Consider the following 26,938-nt stretch of genomic DNA (forward strand, 5'->3'; position numbering starts at 1 on the left):
TGTCACAACCAGCACGTATAAAAGGGAGAAAGGGCGTGGTGGTGTGGTCCTGATAAAATAACAAATTGGCTATGTCAGTAAGATATGTTTTTAACGTAATGAAATTATCTACTGTGTCTACCGCTTATAGTGCTATAGCGTGGGCAACTACAAAAGATTTAAAAAGGAGCCTTCAATGAGCCGGACAGATCTGGATCGTTTTTTTCGTGATACTGTAGAGGAGGTCGATCCTGCTGTTGCTGCCGCTCTGGCAGGGGAACTCAAACGTCAGCAGGATGGTATTGAGCTGATTGCCAGTGAAAACATGGTTTCACAGGCTGTTTTACAGGCTCAGGGCAGCGTGCTGACCAACAAATATGCAGAAGGATACCCTGGTCGCCGTTATTATGGTGGCTGTGTTGAGGTTGATAAGGTGGAAAGCCTTGCAATTGAACGGGTTAAAAAGCTGTTTAATGCCGGGTTTGCCAATGTGCAGCCTCATTCAGGTGCTAATGCGAACCAGGCCGCATTTATGGCGCTGGCAAAACCTGGTGATACCGTTCTGGGTATGAGCCTGGCAGCAGGCGGGCATCTGACCCATGGTGCGGCCCCGAACTATTCAGGCAAATGGTTCAATGCGGTGCAGTACGGTGTGCGTCGTCAGGATGGTCTGCTTGACTATGATGAGATGGAGCGTCTGGCCCGTGAAACAAAGCCCACTCTGATCGTTGCCGGTGGTTCAGCTTATCCGCGTATTATCGATTTTGCCCGCTTCCGTAAAATTGCGGATGAAGTCGGTGCCGCTCTTATGGTTGATATGGCCCATTTTGCCGGCCTGGTTGCAGCAGGTCTGTACCCCAACCCGCTGGATTATGCCGATGTGGTAACATCCACCACGCATAAAACACTTCGTGGTCCTCGCGGCGGTCTTATCCTGACTAATGATGAGGCTTTAGCGAAGAAAATTAACTCAGCTGTTTTCCCTGGTCTTCAGGGTGGTCCGCTCATGCATGTTATTGCTGCAAAAGCTGTCGCTTTTGGAGAAGCACTGCAGCCTGAGTTTAAAGAATATCAGAAAGCTGTGCAGACTAACGCCAATGTGCTGGCAGAATCTCTCGTAAAGCGTGGCTTTGATATTGTGACCGGCGGTACAGATTCGCACCTGCTTCTGGTTGATCTGCGTCCGAAAAAAGTGACCGGTAAAGCTGCTGAGCAGGCTCTTGAGCGTGCTGGTATCACCGCTAACAAAAATGCCATTCCGTTTGACCCTGAAAAACCGGCTATTACGTCAGGTGTGCGTCTGGGCAGCCCGGCGGCAACAGCACGTGGTTTCCGTGAGGCTGAGTTTGACGAAATCGGGGCCATGATTGACGAAGTGCTGACAGCTCTGGCCCGCTCCGGTGGAGAAGGCGATCATGAGGTTGAACAGGCTGTGCATGAGCGAGTTAAAGCTCTTTGCGCACGTTTCCCTATCTATAGCTGAGTGTTAAACTGACTGCCAGATTTCTGGCCGTCAGGTCTCGGTGATCTTACAGCGTCGTGTTAAAGCGGCGCTGTAAGTGTTTAACAGGCTCTGGCAAGCCTGAGCGCAATGTGGTTTTTGACCGGCCGCAGGTTAGGAATAACCAGAAGGCAGTTATCGTAAGGCGTACGAATTTCTTCTCCTCCATCAAGAGCCAGAAGAGTTCCCTGTCTGCGAATAAGGTCACAGTTGCGAAATGGTTTTATAAAAATGAATTTATCGGTGCGTGCATGCACAGCATGTGTCACGGCTGCGACAGGTGCTTTGATATTTGCTGCGACAGGTGTCGCTCTTTGGTCTGAAGAGGTGATTCCGCATATTTGCGGAAAAAGAGCCGCAGCCCGACGTGCCAGCTCCTGACTTGCGGTGCTCCAGTGTTGTCCTGTTTCAAAAAGGCAGGCTGTTGCCTGTGTATTGTCAGATAAAAAATGAGGGTGATCAATCAGGCGCAGACCGCTCTGACAGGGGGCATCCTGTATAACCCACGGCGGGCTGGTCAGAGCTGAGGCAACGGCACGTGAATGGTTTATATTTTTTTGTTTCTGTCCTGTGAGTAAAAGAGGCGGGCCGTCCCAGAACATCGAGTGCAGGTCTAGCACTCTGTCTGCTTCTGTAATAAGCGGGGCCACAGCTCGGATACGGTTTATTTCGTAAGACTGATGGCCTGAGCGAAGAAGGTCAGGGCACCAGAGCCGGTTCATATCCTCATCCACAAAGCGGCTGCGTGTGGGGTGTTGGGGGTCAAACTGCTCAAAAGCTTTTAAGTTGAGAAAAATCAGGCTGAGTTTTCCGCGTTCAGGGCGTATTTTTTGAGACAGCAGCGCATTGAGAGCATAAGCCCCGGCATATTCATTGCCATGCATAAGAGCCGTAATGACAACATGGGGCCCGCGTGCCGGACCTTCAAAGTGATGCACACCTTCGATTCCACAATTGCCTTTAATCCAGGGGGTAATGTCAGGAGGGGGGATTGTCTGAGTGAAGACGGGCAGGGAATACTGAGATGGAGCCAGCACAGCAGAAATCGTCCGGAAGCGTACCGGAGCATGCTCGGTGTCGTGTCTGCGGGAGGCACAGCTCATAGTGTGTATCCTGTCTGACTACAGATAAAAATTAGCTGCTGACAAGAAATATGCCTGCATAGTGCAGTTACTATGAAAGTAAGGGGGCTGGTATGCAATCCCTCCCCGGACTGATTTACCGTCCGGGAAGTTAAAAAAGTATAAAAAAGAGAATTTTTAATAAAATTACAATAAAACAGTTAGTTAGCTGGTGGTGGCAAGGCCTGATCTTCGGTCAGGATACGAAATTTTATTTCGGCACCTTTTTCAATATCACGGAGTTTTTTGCGGTCTGTCAGGCTGCATAAGGTCAGAGCGGTGCCTGTTTTACCGGCTCTGCCTGTGCGGCCAATACGGTGCAGATAGACTTCGGGCTGTTCAGGCGGGGCAAAATTAATAACGGTTTTAATGTCAGGCACGTCCAGCCCGCGTGCAGCAATATCTGTTGCAACCAGTATGGGGGTGCGCCCTGAGGTGAAGCTGGCTACAGTTGCATTACGCTGTGCCTGTGTCAGGTCACCATGCAGAGGTGCCGCAGGCAGTTTGTTCTTTTTCAGAAAGCCCGCAATCTGATCAGCCTCAGCTTTTGTCTGGGTAAAGACAATCGTTTTACTTTTTCTGTCGCGGTTAAAAAACGTTTTAAGAAAAGCAGTCCGCAGCCCGGGGTCAATAAAATAAGCGCCCTGACGAATGGGCCCTCTTTTCTCAGGGTGTTTTTCAATTTCAACCTTGACCGGTTTGTGCAGTAATTTGTGCAAAACGGGTGTCAGTGTATCAGGTAATGTTGCCGAGAAAAATAAAGTCTGACGTATTTCAGGCAGGCTCTCGATAACAGTTGCACTTTCTTCAAAAAATTCAGGGGCAAACAGCCTGTCCCCTTCATCCATTACAACACGGGTGCAGGTTGCCGGGTCCAGGTCACCCATATGAATAAAATCAAGCAGGCGGCCCGGCGTTGCGATAATAACGCGCGGCCCCTTATGATCGAGACTTTCAGCCTGAGGTTCGCGGTCAGCTCCACCATATAATGTGATAACAGCCGGGGCACCGCTCTTAAAACGGTTCGCTCTGGGGTCCAGCCCCAGGCAGCGTCTGAAAACACCGGCAGTTTGCAGGGCAAGCTCCCGGGTCGGTACAATCACCAGCACATCGTTGTGACGGCGTGTGCTGAGCAGATGGTGTAACAGTGGCAGCGCATAGGCCGCCGTTTTACCTGTGCCGGTGGGGGCAATGGCCAGCACATCTTTATCATTAAGCACGGCAGGAATGGTCTGTTCCTGCACGGGGGTCGGTTGTGTCATACCCGCCTGGGTAGCGTGAGTGCAAAGAGCGGGCAGAAGGCCCATTGTCTCGAAACTGTTAGACATGCTGGTTTTGTCTGCCTTGAGCGAAGAATGTCTTGTCTATATGCCCAAACATGGCAGAATTTTAAACCCCGCACAGAGTATGATGTTTAGCCAGAGGAGAAAATCGTGTCAGTTTCAGCACTGATTATAGGGGAAGACTTCGCGGGGATGCGCTCTCAGGCGTGTGGTCTGGCTGTGCGTGCAGAGTGGCAGAGCGCGTTTCATCCTGTCCGCCCCTCACGTTTATCTCGCTTGTTGCTGCGTGGCCCTGAGATGCTGAGCCGCAGGTGTCTTGCTGATCTGAACGGTGTTGATCTGGTCAAAGAAGCGCAGAAGACAGCACAGATGCTTATCAGTATTGGTGGCAAAGGCGGAGCTGCAGGGGCTGCGCTGAGCGCTGTGGCAGGCTTGCCTGTTGTGCAGATTCAGCATCCGCGACAGGCTTTGTCACGTTTTAATCTTATTCTGGCCTGTGTACATGATGAAATAAGCGGGCCGAACGTGTTGCTTGGCCGCACGGCACTTCATGGGTTAACGCCTGAGGTGCTGGAGCAGGTGCGTGCTGAGTGGATGCCTCGTTTTGCTCATTTGCCACGCCCCCTGACAGCGGCTCTGGTGGGCGGGTCTAACGGACGTTTCAGCTTTGGTGTGCGTGAGGCCGCAAGTCTTGGGGATGCTCTTGCCGTCACGACTGCCGATTCCCGGGGCAGTCTTATGGTAACACCCTCGCGGCGCACAGACCCCGCAGCACTGGCCGTGCTGACTGAGCGGGTTCACGCTGTGGGAGGAGAGGTCTGGAATGGTGAAGGTGATAACCCTTATAAAGGGCTGATTGCCTGTGCCGACCAGATCGTCGTAACGACAGACAGCGTTTCTATGGTGTCAGAAGCTGTAGCGGGCACAGCGCCTGTGTCGGTCTTTCCTTTACCAGGCAGATCACGGCGTATTTTTCGTTTTGTGGATGAGCTGGTTAAAGCCGGGCGTGTCAGGCTGCTGGAGAGCAGGGCGCAGCGTTTACCTAAGATATGGGCAGTCCAGCCTCTTGATGACACAACGGAGCTGGTGGGTGAAATGCACCGTCGGCTGGCTCTGTGATAACAGATTTATGCCCAGATGGTCCCCAGCAGCACAATAGTACCGACAATCAGTGCTGCCATATGGCGCATGACGTGCTCGGGTGAATCGGGGGGGAGTAAGACGTAGTAACGATAGCAGTATAACATCAGCGCACAGCCGGTTGTGCCCGTAATGATACGGGTTACAGGAAGTCGTGAGAATTTGCTGGTGTTAAACTGCATCGTTTGTCACGCTTTATGGGCCGGGGAAAACCGAGGCGGGGTAGCCCTGGGCAAAAAGTGCTGTACGCAGCGAGGTGTGGTTAATCTGCGCTGTAATTTTTTCACGCACAACAGGTTTGGCAAAAAAGGCCAGGCCAAGTCCCGCAGCCTGCAGCATAGGCAGGTCATTGGCGCCGTCACCAATAGCCAGAGCCTGCTCGGGGGCTAGGTGGTGGCGCTGTGATAATGTGTTGAGCAGGTGCAGCTTGGTGTCAGGGCCAAGAACAGGCTGGCCGGTTTCACCTGTCAGAAAACCGTTATCGCTTAGCAGCGTATTGGCATGATTTTCCTGAAAATTACACAGGGCAGCAACACGTTCAGTAAAAAAAGTGAACCCGCCTGAAACCAGAGCCGTATAGGCGCCGTGTGCCCGCATTGTCTGCACAAGGGCTTTTGCGCCATCGTTGAGGCGCACATCCTGCCAGGCTTTTTCAAGCAATGAGGCCGGAAAGCCTTTGAGCAGAGCCACACGCTCACGCAGAGCAGTGGCAAAGTCCAGCTCGCCATTCATGGAGCGTGCAGTGATAGCGGCAATCTTATCGCCAATACCAGCATGTGTTGCCAGGTCATCAAGCGTTTCACCGGCGACAATGGTGCTGTCCATGTCTGAAACCAGCAGGTGTTTGCGTCGCGCTGCCGGATGTGTCAGGACCGCATCAACTGGTTTGTCACCCAGAGCGGCCTGTAAAAGCGGCAGCCGTTCTGCGGCATCAGCAGGGCAGATAATGTCGGCTGCTTCGCCAGGGGAGAGAACAGAAGGAGAGTGCGTGCTGTGCATGCACTCCTGCGCCGTAGCGATAATGTCATCGCTCAGCGTCGTTGCATCGCGTTGTGCAACAAGGGTCAGAACAAGGGTTTTCATTTGCCCGTAATGTGACAGGAATGCTCGTATGAGGCAAGCAGATGTATGGAACTTTGATGTGAGCGCACCGTATCGGCTGCCAGCCGTGATTGTGGCCGGGCCAACCTGCTCTGGTAAGTCAGATATGGCGCTTATGCTGGCAAAAGCTCTGCACGGTACAATCATTAATGCAGATTCGATGCAGGTTTATAAAGAACTGAGAGTTCTGACCGCACGGCCGGCTGAGGCAGATGAGGCGTCTGTCCCTCATCGTTTATACGGGGTTTTACCGGCAGCTGAAAAAGGGAGCGTGGCCTGGTGGCGTGAGCGCGCGCTTGAGTGCATGAACGAGGCCTGGCAGGCAGGGCGGCTGCCCATTCTGTGTGGTGGTACCGGGATGTATATGAATGCTCTGGTTAAAGGGCTTGCTGAAATTCCGCCCTCTGACCCGCTTGTGCGTGAGCAAACCCGTGAGTTTGTCAGTGAGTACGGAGCTGCTGCCCTGCATGACCGTCTGATGGAGGCAGACCCCGAAATGGCTGCGCGTTTGCATCCGGCAGATTCGCAACGTGTCAGCCGCGCGTGGGAGGTGCTGCGCAGCACCGGCCGCAGTCTGGCCTGGTGGCAGCAGCAGCCCGGCCTGCCGCCTGCCGCCTGTCGTTTTGTCGCATTACGTCTTTTACCGCCGCGTGATGAGTTAAGAGCCCGCATTGCACAGCGTTTTGATAAAATGATGGCGCAGGGCGCGCTGGCAGAGGTGCAGGCACTCCTTTCGCAAAACCTTGACCCCGCTTTGCCGGCTATGCGTGCCCATGGCGTGCCGGAACTGAGAGCCTGTCTGCAGGGTGAAATCAGTGAGGAGGAGGCGATGCGCCTGGCTGTGCTGGCAACCGGGCGTTATACGCGCCGTCAGGCGACGTGGTTTGCCCATCATGCTCTGGCTGAGGATGAGCGAACATATGATTTTAATGCGTGCACACCACCGTTTGAGAAATTTTCGGAAAGAAAAAGAGATGAAATCATTTCTTTTATTATTAACGGGATTGACGCTCCCCCTTCAGTTCTCTAAAGATGCGCTCAGACCGATTTGAAAAGACGGAATAATATTATGTCGAACACAGCCTCAGCCCACCCGGCTACAAAGAACACCGCATCTCTCCCCGGAGCGGAAGTTCTTATGCGCGCTCTTCAGGAGCAGGGTGTGGAGGTGATTTTCGGCTATCCTGGCGGGGCAGTGCTCCCTATTTATGATGCATTGTTTCGTCAGAATGCTATTCGTCATGTTCTTGTTCGCCATGAGCAGGCTGCTGTGCATGCGGCCGAGGCTTATGCACGCTCAACAGGTAAAGTCGGGGTTGTTCTGGTCACAAGCGGGCCGGGTGCGACAAATGCTGTCACCGGGCTGCTCGATGCACTGATGGATTCTATCCCGCTGGTGTGTCTGTCCGGGCAGGTGCCTTCACCACTGATTGGCTACGATGCATTTCAGGAGGCAGACACCACAGGTATTACCCGCCCGGTTACCAAATATAATTATCTGGTACGTGACCCCGAGACCCTGGCTGAAACCCTGCATGAAGCATTTGCAATTGCCCGCTCAGGTCGTCCCGGTCCGGTTCTTGTTGATTTGCCAAAAAATATTATGGTTGGTGACGCCCCTTATGTCAGTGCCGGAGCTGTAACACCGCGGACTGGTAAAGTGCGTATGGACCCGGAGCGTGCAGCGGTGGCTGCCGCTGTGGCTGCAATGAAAAAAGCACGCCGCCCTCTGTTTTATACTGGTGGTGGTATTATTAATGCTGGTCCGCAGGCGTCTGAAACGCTGCGCAAACTGGCTCGCCTTACACGGTTTCCTGTTACGTCAACTCTTATGGGGCTGGGAGCATTTCCCGGAACTGACAGCCAGTTCCTGGGGATGCTGGGCATGCACGGCACATATGAGGCGAATCTGGCAACGCATGGGTGTGATGTTCTGATAGCGCTGGGCAGCCGCTTTGATGACCGTGTTACAGGCCGCTTGGATGCATTCTCTCCCGATTCATTTAAAATTCATGTCGATATTGATCCGTCTCAGATCAATAAAATTGTGCATGTTGATCTGCCCATTATTGGTGATGTCGGCCGCACCATGGCGCTGATGATCGAAGAGTGGGAAGCGCAGTCTGCCTATGAACATAATGATGATCTTGATGCCTGGTGGCAGCAGATCGAAGCCTGGCGTAGCCTCGACTGTCTGCGTTTTTCACAGGACCAGACTCCTGATGCGGTGATTAAGCCTCAGCAGGCTATTCGTCGGATTTATGAACTGGCCCGTGAGACGGGACGCGAGACCTATGTCAGCACTGAAGTCGGGCAGCATCAGATGTGGGCTGCACAGTATTTTCAGTTTGACGCCCCTAACCGCTGGCTGACATCAGGTGGCCTGGGCACGATGGGGTATGGTCTGCCTGCGGCTGTTGGTGCGCAGATAGCCCACCCAGACGCTCTGGTGCTCGATATTGCCGGTGAGGCTTCAACCCTTATGAATGTGCAGGAACTGGGGACGATTGCCCAGTATCGCCTGCCGGTTAAGCTGTTCATTATTAACAACCATTATATGGGTATGGTGCGGCAGTGGCAGGAGCTTCTGCATGGTTCGCGTTATTCAGAAAGTTACAGCGACGCGCTGCCTGACTTTATCAGACTGGCTGAAAGTTTTCATGCAAAGGGGATGCGGGCAACCCGTCTTGATGAGCTTGATAACGTAATTCGCGAAGCACTGGCGCATCCTGGCCCTGTTGTTGTTGATCTGTGCGTGGCAGAGGGTGAAAACTGCTTCCCGATGATTCCTTCGGGTGCCGCTCATAATGAGATGATTCTGGGGCCTGAGCAGGAGGAGCGTGGCGTGCAGGTCACCCGTGAAGGCCGGGCTCTTGTCTGAGCACGAATCTTGTGGCCTGCTGATGCCGCATCAGATGTTTTCCTAAGCTATAACTTCAGGAAGTTTAAATATGCAGAAGGAAATTCCCGGTCCTGCAGTTATCTCTCTGCTGGTAGATAACGAAAGTGGGGCTCTGGCCCGTATTATCGGTTTGTTTTCAGGGCGTGGATATAACATCCGGAGCCTGACAGTTGCACCGGTTGACGAAGAAGGTCTCGTGTCACGTGTGAATGTCGTCACAACAGGCACACCGGCTGATATTCGTCAGATTGAAGCACAGATTGAACGTCAGGTGCCTGTGTCGCGTGTGGTGAACCTCACAGCTGAGGGGCCGCATGTTGCACGTGAAATGGCACTGATTAAGGTTGTGTCACATGGTGAGGCCCGCACAGAAGCTCTGCGTATAGCTCAGGCTTTTCGTGCGCGCGCTGTTGATACAACTGCATCCTCCTTCGTGTTTGAACTCACAGGTTCAACCGATAAACTCGACAGCTTTATTGAGCTTATGCGTCCGCTTGGGCTGGCTGAAGTGTCTCGCACAGGGGTTGCGGCTATTCGTCGCGGGCCACAGACAATTTAGCAACACTGGCGCATCAACTTAACAATGCAGACCATCGGGGTCTGCCAGAACAGGAAAAAAGAGAATGGCACTGCGCGTTTATTATGATCGTGATGCAGACGTTAACCTGATTAAATCTAAAAAAGTTGCGGTCATTGGTTATGGCAGTCAGGGCCATGCTCATGCAAACAACCTGAAAGACAGCGGTGTAAAAGACCTGGTTATCGGTCTGCGTGAAGGTTCATCAGCCGTTAAAAAAGCACAGGATGCTGGTTTTACGGTTATGACACCAGACAAAGCCGCTGCATGGGCTGATGTTGTTATGGTGCTGACACCTGACGAAGGGCAGGGCGCTCTTTATAAAGAGTCTCTGGAAAAGAACCTGAAACAGGGTGCGGCTCTGGTTTTTGCTCACGGTCTGGCAATTCACTTCCGTATTATTGAAGCCCGTCCTGACCTCGATGTGTTCCTGATCGCACCAAAAGGTCCTGGCCACACAGTACGCTCTGAATATCAGCGTGGTGGTGGTGTACCCTGTCTTGTTGCGATTGCTCAGGACAAATCAGGTGCAGCGCTTGAAATCGCTCTGTCTTATGCTTCTGCCATTGGTGGTGGTCGTGCCGGCACGATTGAAACAAGCTTTAAAGAAGAAGTTGAAACCGATCTGTTCGGTGAGCAGGCAGTTCTGTGTGGTGGCCTGGTTGAGCTGATCCGTGCTGGCTTTGAAACACTGGTTGAAGGTGGCTATGCCCCTGAAATGGCCTATTTTGAGTGTCTGCATGAAATGAAGCTGATCGTAGATCTGATCTATGAAGGCGGCATTGCCAACATGAACTACTCTATTTCTAACACAGCTGAATATGGTGAGTATGTCTCTGGTCCGCGTGTGATCACGGCTGAAAGCAAAAAAGCTATGAAAGAAATTCTGACAGATATTCAGAACGGTACTTTCGTTCGTAACTTCATTCTCGAAAACCAGTCTGGTAATGTTGGCTTTAAAGCCACACGCGCAATTAACGACGCACACCAGATTGAAGCCGTTGGCGAAAAACTGCGTGGTATGATGCCATGGATTGCAAAGTCACGTATGGTTGACAAAACCAGAAACTAAACTGTTTTTTGCAGTTTCCTGAGTTGCATGAAACCCTGCCGGGCTCCCTGGCAGGGTTTTTTCTTGGCTTATGTTCTATGATGATATTCAATAGGTTATCAGACAATAAAGGACAGGAAGATGGTGGCATTACGTATCAAAAAGGCTTGTGCGCTTATAGCAGGTCTTGCTGTTTTTCCCGCTGTGGCGCACGCTGAAAGTGCCGCTCATGGTCAGTTTATTGATGCACAGGGTAGTGAGCGTGGCACTGTTGAGGTGCGCCCGGCCCCTCATGGTGTGTTGATTCATCTTGAGGTGAGTGGTCTTACCCCTGGCTGGCATGCTGTGCATTTTCATGAAAAAGGCAGTTGCACACCTGATAAATTCACCTCGGCTGGAGGACATGTGCACGCAACAACGCCGGTAGTACATGGTTTTATGAATGAAAAAGCTAATGACGCCGGTGATTTGCCAAATATTTATGTCGGGCACGATGGTTCAGCCCGGGCAGAGTTTTATTCTCCTCTGGTGTCTTTGAAAACGGCTGAGGGTGGTCGTTCTGTTTTACTTGATAAAGACGGAGCGTCAGTGGTTATCCACGCTAATCCTGATGACTACCAGTCACAGCCCATTGGTGGGGCAGGCGGCCGTGTGGCCTGTGCTGTTTTGAGGGAGTAGTATTGCTCAGGGCAGAGACGGAGTCGTTTCGCCCAGGTAAAGGCTGGCGGCTGATGGCCGCCACTCACCGGTATTTTCGTCGCGCCCCTGAAGCAGAAAATGCGGCGAGTTTGTTTTGAGTTCAGCTACAGCTTTTTTCAGAAAAACCTGCATAGATGGTGTTTGTCTGCGGTTAATCAGACAGCATAACGGTGTGTCAGGAAAGGCTTTAAGGAGTGCAGCAGATCCATCTTCTCCTGCAATGATCATCAGAGGATTTTTTTTACGCTTTTCCACAAAATGGGTGCGGATCAGAGTGACCTTCCCGTCATCGTAAGGGAAGGGGTATCCTGGGGCAGCTGAAGGCTGAAGCACACTTTTTTTACTGCTGAGGCGTGCACCCAGAATTAATGCACGTGGCAGATTATAGCCATATTCTGTAGAAGTCGCGAAGGCTGCTGTGCTTTCCTCAAATGATGATGTGCATATGACCGGGTCTATACCGTATTCCTGTATAATCTGAAAAAAATCAGCCATCTCGGGTGTCAGGCGCAGCCCCTGCGACAGGGTTACACTGACAGTTCCGGCTTTGCCCGGGCGACTTTGCGGGCAATTCCATGTTTCGGTACCAATTGATTGCCCAAGCTCACGTTCATAAGCTGCGCGACTTACGGCGAGTATGCTGGCATGTGTCTGGCCTGCTGCCAGAGAGACAAGCCATCGCTGTGCACTTTCTTCACCCTGGGTTGCTATCAGTGCCTGGTGAAAAAAGGCCATACGTGCACGAAAGGCCTGAAGAGCAGGGTTTTGCACCAGCTCATTGCGGGGAAGAGGGTGTGGGCGGTGGCTGTACTGTGCTAAAAGAGTTTGATAATCTTCGAGTAAATCTTCTGAAAGAGCCTGCAAAGAGAGAGGTTTCTTGTCGGTCGTGAGAAATGGTGCCGGCAGTGCCTCACCTGATATATGACCAGAAAAAAGTGTGCGAAAACTATAAGCGGGGAGCAGGAACGAGAAGTGCTCCAGCATGTAGTAAAATAGGGTAAGCTGCACATTTCCAACAATGGCAGTGTTATCCCAGTCAACAACGATGTAAGGACGGGTTCCGACCCGGTCAAAAGCACTTTGTTGCTGATGCTGCTCTAAAAATTTCTGAATGATTGTGCGGGTCCGCGGTGCCCATTTGAGAGTTTCAAGCTCAGCGGGCTGAATGATGTCAGGGTTGAAATCCTGCGCATGGCTCCGCACGGGCCAGAGAAGGGCTGCTCCGGCGGCAGACAGTAAAGAACGTCGGCTGAGAGAGTATTTCGTCATCAGATCAGAATGTTATCCTGCAGCGCACTATGTTTTTCAAAACTATAAGCACGCTGTGCAGAATTGTCAGGCACACTTTACTGTATTGCACATATGCGTGTGCCTGATATCTGGACTTTTTTAGTTTTCTGCCCCGGCGAGAAGACGGGCAAGAGCACGTTTGCGCCCCATAAGAGGCAGCAGGTCTTTGAGTTCAGGGCCGTGTTCTTCGCCGGTCAGGGCAAGACGCAGTGGAAGAAAAAGAGCTTTACCTGAAAGACCGGTTTTTTCTTTCAGCGTGGCTGTCCATGTTTTCCAGGTGCTCACGTCCCATGGCTCATCGGGAAGAAATGTTGCTGCCTGGTGCAGGAAGGCAGTCTGCTCCGGCTCCTGAACCGGTGGAATAATGTCTTCATATACAACATTAAACCAGTGTCTGGCTTCAGACAGCAGTTCAATATTACCGCGGATCGCCAGCCAGAATTCTTCACTACTGCCTGCGGGCAGATGCTCTCTGACGGCTTCATAAGGCTGCTGACCAAGGAATTTGTGGTTCAGGCTCAGCAGCTGCTGGATGTTAAAGCGTGCAGCTGATCTGGAGACGTGTGAAATATTATAAACGCGTGCCTGCTCTTCAAACGGTAGCAGAACCGGGTCATCAGAGCTGCCCAGGCGTGCCAGGTAAGCGACCAGCGCTTCGGGCTCCATTCCGTCAGTTCGCAGGGTACGCAGAGACATAGCGTCAAAGCGTTTTGACAGTTTGCCGCCATTTTCATCAAGCAGCAGGGGCAGATGTGCAAAATTAAAGTGGTCAGGCTTTGCCCCGAGTGCCTCTGCAATGTCGATCTGCACCCCGGTGTTGGTGACGTGATCTTCACCGCGGATAATGTGTGTGATGCCCGTCTCCATGTCATCAACAACAGAGGCGAGGGTGTAAAGCACCGTGCCATCAGTCCGCACTAAGACAGGGTCAGAGAGCGAAGGCAGTTTGACCTGACATTCTCCCATGACCTGGTCCTGCCAGCGCACAACGCGTTCAGAAAGCTGAAAACGCCAGTAAGGCACTTTGCCATTGGCTTCAGCCTGGGCGCGCTGCTGTGCTGTCAGTTTCAGCATAGCCCGGTCATAGATGGGGGGACGACGCTGGCGGATCTGTATTTCGCGTTTTGCAGCGAGCTCGTATTCGCTTTCAAAACAGGGGTAAAGGCGCCCGGTGGCTTTCAGTTTTGCAATGGCCCGGGCATAGCGGTCGAGGCGTTCTGTCTGTCTGAAAGTTTCATCCCAGGTAATGCCAAGCCAGCTAAGGTCAGTGCGAATAGCTTCAGCATGGCTTTCTTTCGAACGCTCAGTGTCAGTATCATCAATACGGAGCTGAAACTTACCCCCGTGATGGCGGGCAAACAGGGCGTTGGCAATGGCAAGACGGGCGTTGCCGACATGCAGCATACCGGTAGGGCTGGGAGCAAAACGAAGTTTCATAAAGTCTCTGTATGATAAAGTGATGGTGCCTGGTCAGACAGACCGTACGACCAGCGTTTAATGATGTGTGGTAGCAGAATCCTCATCATCTGTATCAGCATAGGCGGAGAAATCCTCCTCCTCTTCATCAACCAGACGGCGGGGGTCAAGCATACGCCAGTCGCGTTCCATAAACGAAGCCGGTGTTGCGGTGAAGTCATCAAGCTCGTTGGCTGACAGCCATGCGTCATCACCTGCGTCGACAACAATAGCATCTTCACCAAAGCAGAGCCATGCGTCGAGCACTTCTCTGGCTGACGCACCTGCTGTCCGGCAGCGTTCAATACTGTCACGCACATAGCAGCGGGCAAAAGCATTGGCATGCGCCAGGTCATGGAACCCGCCGACTTCTTCACTGATACCTTCCTCAGCACCGCCGGCCAGGTCAAGAATGCGAACGCGCCATGTTTTATCTTCTGTAGCGGAGTTTTCGGTCATGAGCCGGGTCCTTTCTGCAAAGTGCGTAGGGAGGGGAGGAGGAATTCGCGCCCGATTTTGACACGTTCCTGACCGTTATAAGAGACGATATCAGCAGTTGCATATGTTTCATTCCACTGATCAGGAATGAACGAGCCGGTGCCAACCACATCAACCGGTGCGTGAGCATCTGTCATACAGGCACATTTTATCACGTTAAAGCCTGATGATGCGATAATTTTAACGTTTGGAAAGCCAGCATTATCCAGAGCGTCACGCATATGCCAGATGGCCGCGGCAGAAACACCGGTGCCAATCAGATAGCGCAGTTCAGTATCAGAGCGGTAACGGCGCAGTGCTTCAGGGGCATGCCGGTTGACCACAGCGTAGGACTCCTGTGGGTTCAGCCCTTCCATAAAGCGGCCGCCATGCGTATCAAGTCTGACGCCTAATTTACCCTGCTCAGCCAGTTCAGGAAAGCTTTTGCATACGCTCAGAGCATCTGTAACTTCGCGGCCAAAATAATCGACCAGAACTGTCAGGTCTGTCTCAGGATAAATTTCATGAAACATTTCAGCTGCGCGTACGGTTGAGCCGGCGTAGCCAATCAGGGCGTGTGGCATGGTGCCAAAGCCATGTGTGGTGTTAAAAAAGGCAGCTACGGCATGGTTAGCAGTGCCAACAAAACCAGTCGCTCCGTCCTTCTGTGCAGCCCGGCTGCCAACCGAGGCACCATATGCCATAAGTTCCTGCATTTCATAACCTGCACAGTGGCGGGCATCCATGGCGAGGAATTTTGTGTTGGGTAAAGAGAGCGCCATCTGGTAGGCATTATGTGCCGCAACGCAGGTACTGCCCAGTTTTTGTAAAAGCAGGGTTTCAAGGTCTGCCAGGTGCAGAAATGAGCCGGTGATGTACATGATAGGCTCACCCGCACCGATCCATTCGCCCTCAGGGTGTATCAGTTCAACGGTATAAGGCGCGTTACGGGCCTTCATAACATTTTTCAGCCATTCCAGAGCAATGCCCGGAGCTGAAATAACAGGACGACGAATAAAAAAGACGTAGGTTACCTGGCAGTCGCCAAAATGCCCGACGATTTCTTTTGTACGATTAAAATAGGAATCTGTGCGTGCTGTAATACCGGCGTCAGATGGTGCCTGAGATGCAGCAGCCGTGGCTACTCCGGGTGTCATCTGAGGATCTGTAAAAGACTGTTTCATTTTTTATTACGTCTCCACTTTAACCTGAGCTGACAATTTGCAGAAAGCTCCGTACACTATAGTGCAGGAGCTTTCTGTTTTATCAATATCAGAACGAGTTTTAGTTCTGACGTTTGTCTGTCAGTTCTTCTGCCATCAGGAAGGCAAGTTCGAGAGACTGCTCAGCATTGAGACGCGGGTCACAGAAGGTTTCATAACGATCGCCCAGATCAGATTCTGTCAGGCATTGCGCGCCTCCCACGCATTCCGTGACGTTCTGGCCAGTCATTTCAATATGAACACCACCGGCATGTACCCCTTCAGCGGCGCATACATCAAAGAACCCTTTAACCTCACGCATAATGGCATCAAAAGAGCGTGTTTTAACATTTTGCGTTGTTGAGGTTGTGTTGCCGTGCATGGGGTCTGTCAGCCAGGTAACCGTACGACCGGTCTTTTTAACAGCCCGCATAAGAGGGGGAAGATATTCGGCAATTTTATCTGCACCCATGCGTGAGATAAGAGTGATACGGCCGGCTTCGTCTTCAGGGTTGAGGAGCTCAAGCAGCTTTTCAAGATCTTCTGCTTTGGTGGTCGGGCCAACCTTGATGCCAAGCGGGTTACGCACACCACGTAAAAACTCAACATGCGCTCCATCAGGCTGACGGGTACGGTCGCCAATCCAGATGAAATGGGCTGAGCAGTCATACCATTCATCAGAGGTGGAATCGATGCGTGTCATTGCCTGCTCATAAGGCAGCAGCAGCGCTTCGTGAGAGGTATAAAACTCGGTCTCGTCAATCTGAGGGGCTGAACCTGCATCAATACCACAGGCTTCCATGAAGGAGAGGGTTTCGCTGATTTTTTCTGCGGTGGCGCGGTAACGACCGGCCAGTGGAGAGCGCTCAACAAAACCGAGGTTCCAGCGGTGCACTTCATGCAGGTTAGCGTAACCACCGCGTGAGAAGGCGCGCAGCAGGTTCTGAATGCCAGCCGACTGGAAGTAGCCGGTCTCCATACGTACCGGGTCAGGAATACGGGCTTCTGCTGTAAATTCAGGGCCGTTAATGGTGTCGCCACGGTAAGAGGGCAGGGTTACACCATTTTGTGTTTCGGTGTCAGAAGAGCGAGGCTTGGCAAACTGCCCTGCCATGCGCCCGAGCTTAACAACCGGTACTTTTGCGCCGAAGGTCAGAACAACGGACATCTGCAGCAATACACGGAAGGTGTCGCGTACAATGTCAGCTTTGAATTCGCTGAAGCTTTCGGCACAGGGGCCGCCCTGAAGGACAAAGGCTTTCCCCTGGGATGCCAGAGCAAGCTGACGGCGCAGACGCCTTACCTCACCGGCAAAGACCAGAGGCGGGTAAGAGCTCAGGCGGTCTTCAACAGCTTTCAGTGCAGCAGCATCAGGATAAGAAGGCATTTGTCTGACAGGAAAAGAGCGCCAGCTATCCGGCATCCAGGGCGCAGATATAGGGGTAGGCTGGACACGCGAGGCAGTCATGGACTTTATCCTGTCAGTTCTTGATGGTTCAGTATTTTAAAACATAGTGCGTAACGGCCGGCAGAGCATCAGAGATCACTGCACGGGGTAGCCTTTATGTCTAAAACAGAAGAGATAGGCAAACCTGAATTTTTCATAAAATATGTAATGATTATCAAAAAGCTGATAACGGAGGCAGACGCGGGGCTGCCCGTTGCTGGCAGATTAGCTTTTTTTTGTAGTTAGTGCGATACTATGCGCATCAGTTGTCTGGCTTCTGACAGCCTCAGAATGACAGGCACAAACTTATTTTATAAAGGTAAAGGCTGATGGTACTGCTGCGTAAACAGACTTACCTGGTTTTGATGGCTATGGGCCTCGGCGTTGTGGCGGCTCCTCACGGAGCAGCTTTTGCAGACCCTATGGTTCCTGATGGTAACATTTCCTTTGGTTCAGCCGGTATGGGTAATACCGGGGTAGGAAGCCAGAGTCGCACGTCTGAAAAGAAAGTGGTTCATGGCCACAGGAGCCTGCCTCCTGGCTATCAGGACGCACCGTCAATGGAGTTTAATCACGGTGCCGACCCTGATCATCTTGCTAAGGTACACCGCGATTCAGTGACAGGCTCTGATCTGTCAAAATATGGTACGGCTTACCAGAACAGCGGGCCTTATGGTGATGGCGCTATGGGGGATTCGACTGGTAACGGATGGGTTACCCACCGATAATAACGACGTTACACGCTGTTGGGCTGGTGCTCTAAGTCGTCAGTCAGCAGTCTGACAGAGATCTGCCCGCTACTCAGATCAGCAAGATGATCTGAGAGAGCCTCGCGCTGTGCCTCGGGGAGGGTGAGGGTCATTTGTGCCCCCTGTGCGTCAAAGCTGGTCTCCGGTGCGTCTTCGGTAAAGCTCTGAAGGCGTGCCTGCACCAGAGAGAGCAGTGAAAAGGGTGTATGAAACGTCAGGGTGACACGTTCAATTATTGGTTCTTTGGGGGCCTCACGCAGGCATTCAGCTGCGGCACCGCTATATGCTCTGATAAGCCCGCCAGCCCCAAGTTTAATGCCGCCAAACCAGCGGGTTACAACAACGGCAACAAAATCAAGCTGCTGTGCTGTAATAACCTGCAAAATAGGGCGCCCTGCCGTGCCTGACGGCTCTCCGTCATCGTGGCACCGGCAGTGAGGTCCGACCTGCCAGGCCCAGCAATGATGGGTTGCCTCAGGTGCAGATTGTGCGATCGTACGAATAAAATTTTCAGCATCATCGCTCGTTTTGACCGGGGCTGCCCGTGCCAGGAACCGGCTTTTGCGAATTTCCTGCTCTCGTTCAAAGGGACCTGTCAGTGTCTGCATCATGGATGGCAGAGTAACAGGGCAGGCGCAGGGCAGACAAGAGAGGAGTGCTGAAGGTCCATTATTGCCTAAAGTGAGCAGAAATGGCAGAAACCTGAGGTGTAAGTCTTTGTATGCAGAAAGGGTATTAGATTATGGCATATCGGTTCTGCCGGAGAGTTCTTGTTCTGACAGCAGCTCTGGTCGTTGCTGGTTCTGCGCTGCCGCACCATTTTGCCCGGGCTGATGATGACGGTGGTGATGAAGAGGATGTGCACAAAGCCCCTTCTATGCACTCACTGGCTGCAAAACCACCTTTGCCGCGTGCACATAAAGATTTCAGCAAGTTCCGTTATACACCGCCAGGTGATAAGATTGTTGAGCAGGCAGCTGCAAACCGCCTTTTGTTCTGGACAAAAGACGGCAAACCCGATGGTTATGCTCAGCGGCGTGGCAATAGCATTATTTACTATGATGCTCAGGGCAAGGCGGTACGGGTGCAGCGCCTGACTGAAGCTGAACTGGCTGATTAAGCGCAGCTCAGCCTACTAAATTATATTTCAGGCGAGTGTCTCGCCTGAAGGCAGCTGCCCTTTATTGTTACAAAATTCGATCCATTCTGCTTCGTTCAGCGTGGTGATACCCAGCTCAGCCGCTTTTTTAGCTTTTGAACCTGCTTTTTCACCCAGAACGACCAGGTCGGTCTTTTTAGAAACAGAATCCGAAACCTTTGCTCCCAGGCGTTCTGCCATAGCGCGTGCTTCCTGACGGCTCAGCGTCGTCAGTGTGCCGGTAAAGACAATGCTTTTGCCTGACAGCCAGCCTTCCGCTGCCTGCTCTTCTTCTTCAATAGTCAGAAAGCTTTTCAGTTCGCTGAGCGTCTGTCTGTTATGCTCTTCTTTGATAAAAGCAACGAGGTCATCTGCGATAACGCTGCCGATACCGCTGATAGAGCCGAGTTCAAGCCGTTCATCAGAGCCTGTCAGGGTTGCTTTCTGCAACTGACTGACCCAGTTTTCATAGGTGCCATAATTGCGGGCAAGCAGGCGGGCTGTGCCTTCGCCAACGCGGCGAATACCCAGAGCGAAAATAAAACGGGAGAGGCTTATTGTTCGTCTGGCTTCAATAGCCTGGAGCAGTTTCTGCACGGACTGCTCCCCCCAGCCGTCACGTTTCATAATGACGTCAGCATGTTCTGACAGACGGAAAATGTCAGCGGGAGTCTGAATGAGCTTATCTTCGTAAAATTCACGAATACTGCGCTCTCCCAAACCTTCAATGTCAAAAGCCTGGCGTGATACAAAATGAATCAGGCGCTCAACGATCTGTGCGGGGCAGGTTAACCCGCCTGAGCAGCGGCGTACAGCTTCACCTTCGGGGCGTATGGCAGTGGCCCCACAGGCAGGACAGTGAGCCGGAAATACGAAAGGTGCTGCGCGGGGTGGCGCATCAGGTGCCGGGGGGAGGACGGAAACGATTTGTGGAATAACATCCCCGGCACGCTGCAGCGTAACTTTGTCGCCAGGGCGCACGTCTTTGCGGGCTATTTCATCTTCATTATGCAGTGTAGCACGTGACACCAGCACGCCACCCACATTGACAGGCTCAAGATGAGCAACCGGCGTGAGAGCCCCTGTGCGTCCGATCTGAATTTCAATGGCGTTGAGAGTTGTAATGGCCTGCTCTGCCGGAAATTTCCACGCAATAGCCCAGCGGGGTGCGCGCCCGGCAAACCCAAGGCGCTCCTGCAGGGAAAGGTCGTTTATTTTATAAACAATACCGTCGATATCGTAACTCAGGCCGGCACGCTCGCGGGCAACCTCATCAAAAAAAGATTCGGCCTCGCTGATATCATTTAGTTTTCGTGAAAGAGGATTAACCGTAAACCCCCAGGCTTTCAGCTGCTCAAGATAGCTCCAGTGGTCAGCCGGCAGAGGGGCAGAGGTAAAGCCCATAGCATAAGCAAACAGTGCCAGTGGCCTGCGTGCTGTGACGGCAGGGTCAAGCTGGCGGAGCGAGCCTGCGGCAGCATTGCGGGGGTTGGCAAATGGCTTACGGTTTTCAGCCAGCTGCGCAGCGTTGAGTGCCAGGAAATCCTCTTTGGCGAGAAAAATCTCTCCGCGTATTTCAATAAGGTCAGGTACCGGGCCGGGCAGTGTTTTGGGCAGATTGCTTATTGTGAGCAGATTGCCGGTAACATCCTCACCTTCTCTGCCATCGCCGCGGGTTGTGCCTTTTACAAACTGACCTTTTTCATAAGTAAGGCTGATCGACAGCCCATCAATTTTAGGTTCAGCAACAAAAGTGAGCTGTTTGCTTTCTGCCGGGCTTAGACCCAGGAAGCGGGTTGCTTTGGCAACAAAACTTTCAAACTCTTCCTGATCAAATACGTTATCGAGTGAAAGCATAGGCACAAGATGACGTGACTTTTTAAACAGTGAATCGGGTGCTGCACCAACGGCACCGGCGGCACTGTTTTCAGGTTCAGCTTCGGGAAAAGCGGCCAGAAGAGAGTCATACGTCCGCCGAAGCGCATCATATTCTGCATCGCTGATCTCGGGGGCATCATCCTGATAATAGGCAGCGTTATGGCGACCAATCTGGTCAGCCAGGCGTTTGAGTTCGTCTCTGGCTTCTGCAGCAGTAAAAGAGCTTTTGTCAGGGTGCGGGGTCATCTTTATGTCCAAGTAGGCTGGCAGCAGCAGCACGGGCGGCATCAGTTACGGTATCGCCAGCCAGCATACGTGCAATTTCTTCCTGTCTTTCTTCAGGCTGAAGAGGGGCTGCATGGGTTTCGGTCATGTTATTACGCACACGCTTGCCAATGCGCAAATGGGCATCGGCACAGGCAGCCACCTGCGGGCTGTGTGTCACGGCCAGTACCTGTACAGAACGTGCGGCCAGTCTGTGCAGGCGTTCACCAATAGCTGCAGCCGTAGCACCGCCAACCCCGGCATCTATTTCATCAAATACAATAGTGCCGATAGAGGATTGCTCAGCCAGAACCAGTTTGAGGGCCAGCATAAGGCGCGATAATTCACCCCCTGAAGCCACTCTGGCCAGGGAGCCGGGTGGCTGGCCCGGGTTGGCGGCAATCAGGAACGAAATGCTCTCCATGCCCTGTGCGTTCCATTGTTCAGGGGGCAGGGATTCAAGGCTGACAAAAAAGCGGGCACGCTCAAGTTTAAGGGGTTTAAGCTCGCTGGTAACGGCTTTTTCGAGTTTGCGAGCTGCTTTTTCGCGGGCTTCTGACAGTTTTTCAGCATTGCTCTGAAATGTTTTTAAAGCCTCTTTAACTGCCTGCTCAAGTTCGTGCAGCTGAGAAGTGCCGTTATCAAGAGCCTGCAGGCGGTTTGTCAGTTCATTAAGCAGTGAGGGGAGTTCTTCAACAGCAACATCATGCTTGCGGGCAGCGGCCCGCAGGGCGAACAGGCGTTCTTCTGCCTCCTCCAGCAGGCGGGGGTCAGCTTCAGAATCCGCAGCCAGGCGTGAGAGCAGCATTTCTGCTTCAGCAAGAGCTGTTTCTGCCTGCTCAAGTGCTGTCAGTGCATCGTGTGTACGGGTTTCAAGAGCGCCGGTCGGGGTTGTATCTGCATCTGACGGAGCGGGAAGAAGGCGCTGTAATGTGCGGCTTGCAGCCCGCAGAGCAGCAGCCGGGCCGTTATTTTTCCGGTCTCGCGGTGTCAGTTCTGAAAGGGCAGCCGCAACAGCTTCACCCCGGCGCTCTGCCTGTTGCAGGCTATGACGCAGTTGTGCCAGCTGTTCTTCTTCGCCTTGCTGTGGAGCAAGTGCTGAGAGTTCAGATACGGTGTGTCGCAGCCATTCTTCTTCCTTAGCAGCCTCATGCAGCATTTTGCGGGCTGTGCGGAGTTTATCGCTGAGCTGGCGCCAGGCTGTATAGGTGCTGCTGACCTGAGCGATAAGAGAGGCAGGCACACCATAGGCGTCAAGAAGGGTGCGGTGTGTGGTTGAGTCAGTCAGCCCGATTTGCTCGTGTTGCCCCTGAATTTCAACCAGGGTTGCCGCAACGTGGCGCATGAGCGTAATGCCGACCACCTGGTCGTTGATCCATGCGCGTGAGCGCCCCTCGCGCGACAGGCTGCGTCGCAGAATAAGGGGTTCATCAGTTTCAGCAGTAATGTGATGTTCGCGCAGAAGGTGATAGACCGGATGGTCTTCAGTGAGCTGAAAACTGGCTGTTACCTGTGCTTCCTCAGCTCCGGCTCTGACCAGTCCTGCGTTTGCACGCGCCCCCGTAGCCAGCCCGAGACTGTCGAGCAATATTGACTTGCCGGCACCGGTTTCACCGGTCATGGCGGTAAAGCCGCGATGAACAGAAAGATCCAGTGCTTCGATCAGAACAATATCTCTGATGGAAAGATGTGTCAGCATAAGACCCTGCCTGAATATCTGTCCGGTAAGACGTGCGAGAAAAATACGCGTTACGTGTCAGCTAAGATTTTATATGAAATAAATCAGAACATAACAAGAACGCGCAATCTTTTTTATGACAGGTCCCGTCGTTAGAAAAAGGATCTTTCTGCTTTAGTGCTGTGGAGCCGGTGCTGACTGAGCCTGTGGTTGTGTCATTGCATGCGGGGCCGGAGCATGACCCGCATCGGTTGGCGAACTCGTTTTTTTATCAGGTGCAACAGGCTGGCTTGCCTGTGCTGTTACAGCTTTGCCAGGTGCAGGAAAGTTACCACTGAGCAGTTTATAGCGTTTCAGGTCATCATAAGCAAAACGATACCATTTGCTGCCAGGGTAGTTATAGCCGAGAACAATACCTGATTTACGGGCCTGATCTGTTAACCCAAGGTCGAGGTAGACCTCAACCATACGCTCCAGGGCTTCGGGTACGTGGTTGGTAGTCTGAAAGTCCTGGACAACGTGCTGATAGCGGTTGATGGCCGCCTCATAGTTACGCTCGCGCTGGTAAAACCGGCCAATAAGCATTTCTTTGCCGGCCAGGTGGTCGCGGCAAAGGTCGACTTTCAGTTCGGCATCCTGTGCGTATTTTGACTGAGGAAAACGGGTAATTACTTCACCAAGAGCTTCCATTGCCTCAACAGTACCCTGCTGGTCGCGTTGTACGTCAGCAATCTGCTCATAAAAGCACAGCGCGCGCAGATAATAGGCATATGCTTCATCTGAACTGGTGGGATGAAGGCTGATAAACCTGTTTAGCTGCTGAACGGCTTCAGGATATTGCCCCTTAAGATAATAGGCATAACCTTCCATAAGCTGAGCATTCGCAACGTAGCCAGAGTAAGGGTAGTTTTGCTGAAGTACTTCAAACTCTGCTGCGGCAAGCGTGTAACGACGGGTGCGCAGGGCGTCGATCCCGTTATTATAGAGCGTTTCAGCTGAGGCCAGCTTAGGGATTTGAGGCGTCCCCTCTTTGAACAGAGAACAGCCAGACAGGCTCAGCAACACAGTTGCGGAGAGTATACGGGATATATGGCCGCGAAAATGAAGTGCTTTTATGACGCTCACAGATGTACCAGCTCTCTGAAGTGATGCAGTCTTATAGCATGTAAAACGTGTAAGAAAAGAAAAGAGAAAGAATGTTTCCTTCTCTTTTTATCCGGCATTAGTTTGTGCCAGCTGATGCGGGAACAAAGCGCCATGCTTTGCTGTCAGCAAACAGGGCTCTGAGAAGCATGTTATTAAGCCCGTGACCTGAACGGTATCCACAGAAATGCCCGCGTAAAGGGGCTCCCGCTGTATACATGTCGCCTGCGGCATCGAGAATTTTATGACGGACGAATTCATCATCACAGCGCAGGCCATCTTCGTTGAGAATCCGTTCCTCATCGACAACGATAGCATTATCAAGTGAGCCCCCGAGAGCAAGGCCGGCACTATGCATCGCTTCTATTTCCTTAAGCAGGGTAAAGGTGCGGCAATGTGCAATGTCCTGGCGAAAGGCCTGGGGTGTCAGTTTAAATTCTAAGTTTTGTTTACCAATGGCCTGAGCAGAAAAATTAATACCCATTGAAAAAGTAAGGCCCGCATCAGATGAGGGGAGAAGCTCAGCAAAAGAGTCTCCGTGTTCAACGCGTACCGGCCGTAAAATTTCAATACACTGACGAATTTTATGCTGGCGGGTTACTCCGGCACTTTCAATCAGAGAGATAAAGTCGCGCGAGGATCCGTCAAATACCGGCAGTTCAGGGCCATCAACTGTGACCAGCACATTGTCAATATTGCACCCGGCAAGAGCAGCCATAAGATGCTCAATGGTTGCGACACGGTTTTCTGAGTTCTCTGTCTCGCTCAGAACAGTGCTGAGGCGTGTGTTATGCACATTACTGAATAAGGCTGGTAAAGGTTTTCCTCCGATATCGCTGCGCTGGAAAACGATGCCATGACCAGCATGCGCAGGAGTGAGGGTGAGCTGAATATGTTTGCCTGTGTGCAGACCCGTGCCGGTACCTGTAACAGCTTTACCAAGAGTATGCTGATATAAGGTTGCATCTCTCGTGTTCAGTGCAGAGACGGGGGACAGGATTTCCTGCGTAACACTAAGGAGTGTGCGAGGGTCCAGGGAGAGGCTGTCCATGGGGGCGGTGTTATCCTGCAGAGTTTAAAGGCGATTATGCTTTTAAAATAAAGGTTAAAAACCGTTTCTGGCCAGTCAAGGTTTATTGCGGTCTGTTACAAAGCCCCTTCATGCTACCATTGCAGGTAGCATGAAGGCTGACTTTCCTGAAAAATTACCGACGCAGAAAAGTCGGTATTTCAAGTCCATTCTCATCTGAATCAGCAGGACGAATGCTGACACCCTGCTGATGGCCGGGCTGTCCCTGTTCCTGATGTGTGTTCTGAGGGGTGTGTGCCTGCTGTTGTGCCGGCCCCTGGTGGGCAGCCTGCTCATGCTGTGCCGGATAGTGCTGGGACTGATGCGGCTGAGGCTGAGGGTTATGCTCGTTCGTATGCTGATCGTTCGGGTTTGTACGACGGAACGGGTTGGTCATGCGCCCGAACAGCCCGCTGCGAGACTGAGTGTTTGTCGGTGGTACAGCGTGACGCGGCGTTTCAGTGAACAGCCCTGCACGTGGTGACGGACCAGGACGCATCAGAGGCTGCTGTGCCGCTGGTGGAGGCGCCATGCTGGCCTGCTGCTGCCCGGGCAGGCTATGTGCAGGCGGCGGTGCTGCATGGCCGGTCTGGCGTGATGGCTGCTGCTGATATGGCTGGCCTGCATTATGTTGTGCTGCTGGCTGGCTGGCTGGCTGATTAGGGTAAGGTATGGTTTCGTGTCGTGTAACCTGCTGCGGTGCCGGCTCAGGCTGGCTAACTGCTTCTTTACCCGTATTTTGTGGCGTTGCTCCTGATGGGGGGGCTGAAGAAGACTCCCCGGGTGCAGCCTGAGGCCTGTCGAGTTCAGGCATATCAATACCCGTGGCTACAACAGAGACACGAATTTTGCCGTTCATGGTCTCGTCAATAATCGAGCCCCAGATCATATTGGCATCGTCCGTAACTTCACGGCGGATACGGTTGGCGGCTTCTTCCATCTCGAACAGAGTGATATCTTCACCACCGGTGATGTTAACCAGCAGTCCCTGTGCGCCAGACATCGAAGCATCTTCAAGCAGAGGGTTGGCAATGGCGGCTTCAGCGGCTTCGATTGCACGGTTATCACCTTCAGCCTCACCCGTGCCCATCATGGCTTTGCCCATTTCAGCCATGACGCTGCGTATATCCGCAAAGTCAAGGTTGATATAGCCTGGTGCAACCATCAGGTCGGTGACACCACGCACACCCATATAGAGCACATGGTCAGCCATTCTGTACGCTTCACGCAGCGTTGTACGTTCACTGGCTACGCGAAAGAGGTTCTGGTTAGGAATAACAATCAGAGTATCAACATATTGCTGCAGCTCACGGATGCCTTCGTCTGCTATACGGGCGCGGCGTTTACCTTCATAATCAAAAGGCTTACTGACTACCCCAACAGTCAGAATGTTCCGCTCGCGTGCCATGCGTGCAATAACCGGAGCTGCCCCTGTACCTGTGCCTCCGCCCATACCTGTAGTGATAAAGACCATGTGAGAGCCTTCGAGATATTTTGAAATCTCATCGGCGGCCTCTTCAGCAGCCCCTCTGCCCACTTCAGGTTTGGCACCTGCACCCAGACCATGGGTCAGGTGCGGACCAAGCTGAATGCGGCGGTCAGCCCGGCTTTTAGCCAGACTCTGCGCATCCGTATTGGCGACAACAAACTCTACCCCCTGCAGGCTGGACGCAATCATGTTGTCGACAGCATTTGTTCCGCCCCCGCCAACACCAATGACTGTTATTCGTGGTGAAAAGTCAGAGTGGCTTTGTTCAGGAACAGTGAGGTTCAGGGTCATTAAGGCATCTCCCG

Annotated in this window: 24 protein-coding genes; 9 read left to right on the forward strand and 15 right to left on the reverse strand. The window is 52.5% G+C overall.

The features are described 5' to 3' along the window. The first annotated feature begins 175 nt into the window (after nt 1-175). On the forward strand, nt 176-1,462 hold the full coding sequence (gene glyA / locus HK11_RS06450; RefSeq protein ID WP_086554531.1) for a serine hydroxymethyltransferase: 1,287 nt from the start codon (nt 176-178) through the stop codon (nt 1,460-1,462). Nucleotides 1,463-1,542: 80 nt separating this feature from the next. Here glyA and HK11_RS06455 read toward each other — a convergent pair whose 3' ends face one another. Together HK11_RS06455 and HK11_RS06460 are read right to left on the reverse strand one after the other, a co-directional pair. Beyond that, nucleotides 1,543-2,583: a succinylglutamate desuccinylase/aspartoacylase family protein gene (locus HK11_RS06455; protein WP_086554532.1), complete on the reverse strand. Its 1,041-nt coding sequence runs from the start codon at nt 2,581-2,583 to the stop codon at nt 1,543-1,545. 179 nt (nt 2,584-2,762) lie between these two features. Next, a complete protein-coding gene (locus tag HK11_RS06460) occupies nt 2,763-3,929 on the reverse strand; it encodes a DEAD/DEAH box helicase (RefSeq protein ID WP_086554533.1) in 1,167 nt (388 codons plus the stop codon). A gap of 147 nt (nt 3,930-4,076) precedes the next feature. On the opposite strand from HK11_RS06460, the gene HK11_RS06465 reads away from it, so the two are divergent. Further along, on the forward strand, nt 4,077-5,003 hold the full coding sequence (locus HK11_RS06465) for a mitochondrial fission ELM1 family protein (protein WP_086554637.1): 927 nt from the start codon (nt 4,077-4,079) through the stop codon (nt 5,001-5,003). An 8-nt stretch (nt 5,004-5,011) separates the two neighbouring features. On the opposite strand, the gene HK11_RS06470 is transcribed toward HK11_RS06465, so the two are convergent. Together HK11_RS06470 and serB are read right to left on the reverse strand one after the other, a co-directional pair. Further along, nucleotides 5,012-5,206 carry a hypothetical protein gene (locus HK11_RS06470; RefSeq protein WP_086554534.1) on the reverse strand — a complete coding sequence of 65 codons (195 nt, stop codon included), beginning with the start codon at nt 5,204-5,206 and terminating at the stop codon, nt 5,012-5,014. Nucleotides 5,207-5,219: 13 nt separating this feature from the next. After that, nucleotides 5,220-6,107 carry a phosphoserine phosphatase SerB gene (gene serB, locus HK11_RS06475; RefSeq protein ID WP_086554535.1) on the reverse strand — a complete coding sequence of 296 codons (888 nt, stop codon included), beginning with the start codon at nt 6,105-6,107 and terminating at the stop codon, nt 5,220-5,222. Nucleotides 6,108-6,135: 28 nt separating this feature from the next. Between serB and miaA the strand changes: the two genes are divergently transcribed. From miaA to sodC, 5 genes are all read left to right on the forward strand, one after another. Beyond that, nucleotides 6,136-7,155, forward strand: a complete 1,020-nt coding sequence (miaA, locus tag HK11_RS06480) for a tRNA (adenosine(37)-N6)-dimethylallyltransferase MiaA (RefSeq protein ID WP_086554536.1) — start codon at nt 6,136-6,138, stop codon at nt 7,153-7,155. A gap of 39 nt (nt 7,156-7,194) precedes the next feature. Next, complete coding sequence (gene ilvB, locus HK11_RS06485; protein ID WP_086554537.1) at nt 7,195-9,006, forward strand: biosynthetic-type acetolactate synthase large subunit; 1,812 nt, start codon at nt 7,195-7,197, stop codon at nt 9,004-9,006. A 70-nt stretch (nt 9,007-9,076) separates the two neighbouring features. Continuing rightward, the gene (ilvN, locus tag HK11_RS06490; RefSeq protein ID WP_086554538.1) at nt 9,077-9,586 is read left to right on the forward strand and encodes an acetolactate synthase small subunit; all 510 of its coding nucleotides are present in this window, start codon (nt 9,077-9,079) and stop codon (nt 9,584-9,586) included. Nucleotides 9,587-9,656: 70 nt separating this feature from the next. Continuing rightward, nucleotides 9,657-10,676, forward strand: coding sequence for a ketol-acid reductoisomerase (gene ilvC / locus HK11_RS06495; RefSeq protein WP_086554638.1), 1,020 nt, complete (start codon nt 9,657-9,659; stop codon nt 10,674-10,676). Nucleotides 10,677-10,796: 120 nt separating this feature from the next. Continuing rightward, complete coding sequence (gene sodC / locus HK11_RS06500) at nt 10,797-11,333, forward strand: superoxide dismutase[Cu-Zn] (RefSeq protein WP_086554539.1); 537 nt, start codon at nt 10,797-10,799, stop codon at nt 11,331-11,333. Nucleotides 11,334-11,339: 6 nt separating this feature from the next. On the opposite strand, the gene HK11_RS06505 is transcribed toward sodC, so the two are convergent. From HK11_RS06505 to HK11_RS06525, 5 genes are all read right to left on the reverse strand, one after another. After that, nucleotides 11,340-12,623: a lipoprotein pyruvate-formate lyase gene (locus HK11_RS06505; protein WP_086554540.1), complete on the reverse strand. Its 1,284-nt coding sequence runs from the start codon at nt 12,621-12,623 to the stop codon at nt 11,340-11,342. Nucleotides 12,624-12,743: 120 nt separating this feature from the next. Then, complete coding sequence (gltX, locus tag HK11_RS06510; RefSeq protein WP_086554541.1) at nt 12,744-14,081, reverse strand: glutamate--tRNA ligase; 1,338 nt, start codon at nt 14,079-14,081, stop codon at nt 12,744-12,746. 57 nt (nt 14,082-14,138) lie between these two features. Then, nucleotides 14,139-14,558, reverse strand: a complete 420-nt coding sequence (locus tag HK11_RS06515; protein WP_086554542.1) for a hypothetical protein — start codon at nt 14,556-14,558, stop codon at nt 14,139-14,141. Next, on the reverse strand, nt 14,555-15,733 hold the full coding sequence (locus HK11_RS06520) for a nicotinate phosphoribosyltransferase (RefSeq protein WP_086554639.1): 1,179 nt from the start codon (nt 15,731-15,733) through the stop codon (nt 14,555-14,557). Before HK11_RS06520 ends, HK11_RS06515 begins: the two co-directional genes overlap by 4 nt. Nucleotides 15,734-15,860: 127 nt before the next feature. Beyond that, nucleotides 15,861-17,246 carry a class II 3-deoxy-7-phosphoheptulonate synthase gene (locus HK11_RS06525; RefSeq protein WP_086554543.1) on the reverse strand — a complete coding sequence of 462 codons (1,386 nt, stop codon included), beginning with the start codon at nt 17,244-17,246 and terminating at the stop codon, nt 15,861-15,863. 308 nt (nt 17,247-17,554) lie between these two features. Between HK11_RS06525 and HK11_RS06530 the strand changes: the two genes are divergently transcribed. Next, entirely contained in the window at nt 17,555-17,953 is a 399-nt protein-coding gene (locus HK11_RS06530; protein ID WP_086554544.1) for a hypothetical protein, read from the forward strand. 8 nt (nt 17,954-17,961) lie between these two features. Here HK11_RS06530 and HK11_RS06535 read toward each other — a convergent pair whose 3' ends face one another. Further along, nucleotides 17,962-18,585 carry a YigZ family protein gene (locus tag HK11_RS06535; RefSeq protein ID WP_086554545.1) on the reverse strand — a complete coding sequence of 208 codons (624 nt, stop codon included), beginning with the start codon at nt 18,583-18,585 and terminating at the stop codon, nt 17,962-17,964. Nucleotides 18,586-18,716: 131 nt separating this feature from the next. Between HK11_RS06535 and HK11_RS06540 the strand changes: the two genes are divergently transcribed. Next, complete coding sequence (locus HK11_RS06540) at nt 18,717-19,094, forward strand: hypothetical protein (RefSeq protein ID WP_086554546.1); 378 nt, start codon at nt 18,717-18,719, stop codon at nt 19,092-19,094. 27 nt (nt 19,095-19,121) lie between these two features. Here HK11_RS06540 and ligA read toward each other — a convergent pair whose 3' ends face one another. The 5 genes from ligA to ftsZ form a co-directional block, all read right to left on the reverse strand. Then, the gene (gene ligA / locus HK11_RS06545; RefSeq protein WP_233133349.1) at nt 19,122-21,236 is read right to left on the reverse strand and encodes an NAD-dependent DNA ligase LigA; all 2,115 of its coding nucleotides are present in this window, start codon (nt 21,234-21,236) and stop codon (nt 19,122-19,124) included. After that, entirely contained in the window at nt 21,220-22,953 is a 1,734-nt protein-coding gene (recN, locus tag HK11_RS06550; RefSeq protein WP_086554548.1) for a DNA repair protein RecN, read from the reverse strand. Before recN ends, ligA begins: the two co-directional genes overlap by 17 nt. Before the next feature lie 153 nt (nt 22,954-23,106). After that, a complete protein-coding gene (locus HK11_RS06555) occupies nt 23,107-24,057 on the reverse strand; it encodes an outer membrane protein assembly factor BamD (RefSeq protein WP_086554549.1) in 951 nt (316 codons plus the stop codon). 97 nt (nt 24,058-24,154) lie between these two features. Next, complete coding sequence (gene lpxC / locus HK11_RS06560) at nt 24,155-25,126, reverse strand: UDP-3-O-acyl-N-acetylglucosamine deacetylase (RefSeq protein ID WP_086554550.1); 972 nt, start codon at nt 25,124-25,126, stop codon at nt 24,155-24,157. 154 nt (nt 25,127-25,280) lie between these two features. Further along, the gene (ftsZ, locus tag HK11_RS06565) at nt 25,281-26,924 is read right to left on the reverse strand and encodes a cell division protein FtsZ (protein WP_086554551.1); all 1,644 of its coding nucleotides are present in this window, start codon (nt 26,922-26,924) and stop codon (nt 25,281-25,283) included. Nucleotides 26,925-26,938: the final 14 nt, after the last annotated feature.

It is taken from the genome of Acetobacter sp. DmW_043, from assembly GCF_002153485.1.
Lineage (GTDB): Bacteria > Pseudomonadota > Alphaproteobacteria > Acetobacterales > Acetobacteraceae > Acetobacter > Acetobacter thailandicus.

Bases quoted from the DNA above. Each gene is read 5' to 3' on its own strand.
- recN (WP_086554548.1), bottom strand. From the start codon at position 22,953: ATGCTGACACATCTTTCCATCAGAGATATTGTTCTGATCGAAGCACTG.
- gltX (WP_086554541.1), bottom strand. From the start codon at position 14,081: ATGAAACTTCGTTTTGCTCCCAGCCCTACCGGTATGCTGCATGTCGGC.
- HK11_RS06455 (WP_086554532.1), bottom strand. From the start codon at position 2,583: ATGAGCTGTGCCTCCCGCAGACACGACACCGAGCATGCTCCGGTACGC.
- HK11_RS06470 (WP_086554534.1), bottom strand. From the start codon at position 5,206: ATGCAGTTTAACACCAGCAAATTCTCACGACTTCCTGTAACCCGTATC.
- serB (WP_086554535.1), bottom strand. From the start codon at position 6,107: ATGAAAACCCTTGTTCTGACCCTTGTTGCACAACGCGATGCAACGACG.
- HK11_RS06520 (WP_086554639.1), bottom strand. From the start codon at position 15,733: ATGACACCCGGAGTAGCCACGGCTGCTGCATCTCAGGCACCATCTGAC.
- HK11_RS06540 (WP_086554546.1), top strand. From the start codon at position 18,717: ATGGCATATCGGTTCTGCCGGAGAGTTCTTGTTCTGACAGCAGCTCTG.
- miaA (WP_086554536.1), top strand. From the start codon at position 6,136: ATGAGGCAAGCAGATGTATGGAACTTTGATGTGAGCGCACCGTATCGG.
- ilvN (WP_086554538.1), top strand. From the start codon at position 9,077: ATGCAGAAGGAAATTCCCGGTCCTGCAGTTATCTCTCTGCTGGTAGAT.
- lpxC (WP_086554550.1), bottom strand. From the start codon at position 25,126: ATGGACAGCCTCTCCCTGGACCCTCGCACACTCCTTAGTGTTACGCAG.
- HK11_RS06535 (WP_086554545.1), bottom strand. From the start codon at position 18,585: ATGATGCAGACACTGACAGGTCCCTTTGAACGAGAGCAGGAAATTCGC.
- ligA (WP_233133349.1), bottom strand. From the start codon at position 21,236: ATGACCCCGCACCCTGACAAAAGCTCTTTTACTGCTGCAGAAGCCAGA.
- ilvB (WP_086554537.1), top strand. From the start codon at position 7,195: ATGTCGAACACAGCCTCAGCCCACCCGGCTACAAAGAACACCGCATCT.
- glyA (WP_086554531.1), top strand. From the start codon at position 176: ATGAGCCGGACAGATCTGGATCGTTTTTTTCGTGATACTGTAGAGGAG.
- HK11_RS06465 (WP_086554637.1), top strand. From the start codon at position 4,077: ATGCGCTCTCAGGCGTGTGGTCTGGCTGTGCGTGCAGAGTGGCAGAGC.
- HK11_RS06530 (WP_086554544.1), top strand. From the start codon at position 17,555: ATGGTACTGCTGCGTAAACAGACTTACCTGGTTTTGATGGCTATGGGC.
- HK11_RS06515 (WP_086554542.1), bottom strand. From the start codon at position 14,558: ATGACCGAAAACTCCGCTACAGAAGATAAAACATGGCGCGTTCGCATT.
- HK11_RS06460 (WP_086554533.1), bottom strand. From the start codon at position 3,929: ATGTCTAACAGTTTCGAGACAATGGGCCTTCTGCCCGCTCTTTGCACT.
- sodC (WP_086554539.1), top strand. From the start codon at position 10,797: ATGGTGGCATTACGTATCAAAAAGGCTTGTGCGCTTATAGCAGGTCTT.
- ftsZ (WP_086554551.1), bottom strand. From the start codon at position 26,924: ATGACCCTGAACCTCACTGTTCCTGAACAAAGCCACTCTGACTTTTCA.
- HK11_RS06525 (WP_086554543.1), bottom strand. From the start codon at position 17,246: ATGACTGCCTCGCGTGTCCAGCCTACCCCTATATCTGCGCCCTGGATG.
- HK11_RS06505 (WP_086554540.1), bottom strand. From the start codon at position 12,623: ATGACGAAATACTCTCTCAGCCGACGTTCTTTACTGTCTGCCGCCGGA.